Origin of the sequence: Candidatus Phytoplasma bonamiae (genome assembly GCF_030586845.1) — a bacterium.
GTDB classification, from domain to species: domain Bacteria; phylum Bacillota_I; class Bacilli_A; order Acholeplasmatales; family Acholeplasmataceae; genus Phytoplasma; species Phytoplasma bonamiae.
In genome coordinates, this window is record NZ_JAOSIQ010000042.1 from 1 (window position 1) to 3,144 (window position 3,144).

General features: G+C 19.4%; 1 protein-coding gene and 1 pseudogene. One reads left to right on the forward strand and one right to left on the reverse strand.

Annotated features, from left to right (window positions below; all coding sequences use genetic code 11):
• Positions 1–126, forward strand: a pseudogene (locus OC701_RS02490) (ATP-dependent Zn protease); the annotation flags it as partial.
• Between the two features lie 1,602 nt (positions 127–1,728).
• Here OC701_RS02490 and OC701_RS02495 read toward each other — a convergent pair.
• Positions 1,729–2,610, reverse strand: coding sequence for a coiled-coil domain-containing protein (locus OC701_RS02495; protein WP_304514509.1), 882 nt, complete (start codon positions 2,608–2,610; stop codon positions 1,729–1,731).
• Positions 2,611–3,144: the final 534 nt, after the last annotated feature.

The window sequence follows — 3,144 nt, forward strand, 5'->3', positions numbered from 1 at the left end:
TATTTATATGAAGTCATCAATGAAGCTTTAGAACATTTACCTGATCATCAACAATTCTTAAAAGCGAATCGGACTTTAGAAAACTTGTTAAAAACCACAGTTAGTATTTTTGCTCAAACCCATGGGGTTTCACCTGCCCCATGGGTTTGGATAATAATCCTAAAAAATTAATTAAATATAATAGTATCAAGATGTAATTTATTTTTTACTTGCATCATTTTGATTTATAAATCTTTTTTATTTTATTCCTCGGTTAAAAATTATTTCATAGAACTAGTTTTTTTGTAAATAATTTAATTTTTATATTCTCATTAATATCTGAATTTTTAATTTATTTATTTTTTAGAAATATTCTTACTTTAAAACTAAAAGAACAATTTTCTTAAAATCTTGCTTATTATAATTCGTCTTATGACGAAAAATTAATTTTATGTTATCATTAATTAGTTTTGTTAATTATTATCATTATTAGTTACTTAAATTCTTTAATACATTTAGATTATTGATTGGATTATTATTAATTACATTTATTTGGAGAATTTTCATTAATAGAAGATTTCAGCATGTTTAATAATCTCAAATAATTTACAAAATTGACTGTATTTTAGAGATTTCTTATTTTTTTACTTGAAGATAACTCTGAAGATAATAAAGAAGTGTTATCAGGTTCTTCAGAAGATAGAGTTTCGTAGTTTTTAATCTAATGAAATTATTTTTAGTTTTAGTTTGGAGAATTTCTATAAAAATTTTCATTCTAGAAAAAATTGATTCTTTTGTTTTCGATTTGTCCAGGAGATAATAATTATTCTTATGATTCTATGTCGACTTTACAAAATAGAGTTTTTTATTTTTCAATACCATTAAGATTTTAATTAATTCCAATAATAACCGTTATTTCTGAAAAAAAATAATCATTATATCCGCATAATGTTTTAAAAAAGTTTTAATTCTTTGCAAAAATTATTTAAATTTTTTTAATTTGGAAAATTTTTCTTAAATTCAAAAAAATTATTTTAAAAAATAAAATCTTCACTATATATTTAACTTAAAAATAGAAAAAATTATAAAAAATGAAATAAAATTTTATTTTTTGAAACTAAAAATTATTTTAAAATATTTTAAATTTTTTTATCCGTTATTATTAAAAGGATAAAAGAATATTTCTAATGCTTTAGAACTTAATAACTTTTATACAATATTTTTTATTGAAAATCAAATAATAATTCTTCTAAGTATGTTTTTTTATTTATTGTTCATTTAAAAATTGGACTGTTAATTTTTTCAATCTAAAAAACTATTTCTATAATATTACATATCGATTTAAATATTAAAATATAAAAATAAAAATAAAAAAAGACCCCTTATTAATAAAAAAGGAGGTCTTTAAATTTTTAAATAAATTAATTTTATTATGAGGATTTTATTTAAATGAATTACTTTTTAATAATTTTGTTCTATTAGTATTGTTTATTAGGAAAAAATAACTATTTTATATTTATTTTAAGAAGAATTTTAAAATCAAAATATATTTTTCTTATTTGTAAAATATTTTGTTTTGATTTATTTAAATAATTAAAAAAATTAATCAAATCTTTTTCGCTAGATCAATAAAGTTTATAATTTTTTTAATTTATTTTTGAACATCTCCATAATTTGATTATTATAAGCAATAAATATTAATCTTGATAAACAACTAATAATGACCTGTAGATAAAAATATTTTTTTATTTATTCTTTTAAGCTGATAGGGCTTGTACAGAGAGAGTTAAGTTGAAAAATAATTGGTCGTTTGTATTTTGATTCTGAATCTTTATATCTTTGTTCTAAAGATGTTTTTAATTTTTCAGTATTAAATAACATATTTTGGTATGTTTGTTGTTTTGATTCTAAATCGGTGATGTCAAATTTAATTTTTTTGATTTGACTAATTATTTGATTTACTTCATTTTGAAGTATTTTAATTTTCTCTTTTAAATCGGTTTCTTCTATTGTATTTGGAGTTTTGAAATTATCAATTTTAATATTATATATTTGTTGAAACGATTTTGCATGAATAGGAGAGATTTCGCACAATTGATATTGAAGATTTTTAATATTGTTTTCTTTTTCGTCTCGTTGTTTTTCTAATGTTAATAATTGGGGGTTTAAAGATTGTATTTTAGATTGAATAGAAATTATTTGAGATTGATATCTATGACATTTATTTTGGCATTCATTAATAAAAATCTTTTTTTTGTTTAATAAATTACAATAGAATTTCCAATTATTTTTCATTTCAGAAATTTCTTCTTTTTCTCTTGAAGACAAATCAACAGGTAATAAAGAAGGATTATCAGTATCCGTAAAAATATAATTTTTAATTTTTTCTAATTTAATAGAAGTGGTTTGAATTTGAGGTTGAATAATTTCCGTAGAATGTTGTTTTGTTTCAAATTCTTCAGAAGATAAAATCTTTTTTTCTGATTCTAATTCTAAAAAAGATGAAGGTGTTTTTGGTCTATGAATATTTTGATAAATAAAAATAACAATAATGATAAAAAATAATGAAATAATAATAATTTTTTTTAAATTTCTTTTTAAAACAATTAATAGATTCATAAATTTATTCATTTTTCTAAGTAATAATGATTATTATAAAAACTCGAAAATATTATTAAATTAAATTTTCATAATTATTGATAATAAATTAATGAAATTTGAAATATTTTTTGCTTTTTTTGTTGTTTTGTTTAATGTTTTGTTATACACAAGCTGTTTATTTTAATTTTATTTTTTAAAAATGTTTTATTTAACTATAAATTTATTATAAATAGCGATATATAATAATTGTAATTTAATAATGATTAATAAATTATTCATTAACGAATTATTATTAAATTAATTTTAAACGTTTTAAAAGTCATTATTTCATTTGTTTTCTTGATTGTATTTCTAATTCATCGAGATAGATTAATTCGGTTTAGAAAAAACTATAATAATTTTTTCATATTCGCAATTAGCCCCTCACAGAACCGGACAAGCAAGTTTCCAAGCATCCGGCGCCTAATATCTAATATTAGATATTGAAACTCTTTCGCCTTGTAAAGGTTATTACCCTTCGCCTAGGTCGGGTTAGCCTTAAATATTCCAATTTGAGGATGAAAC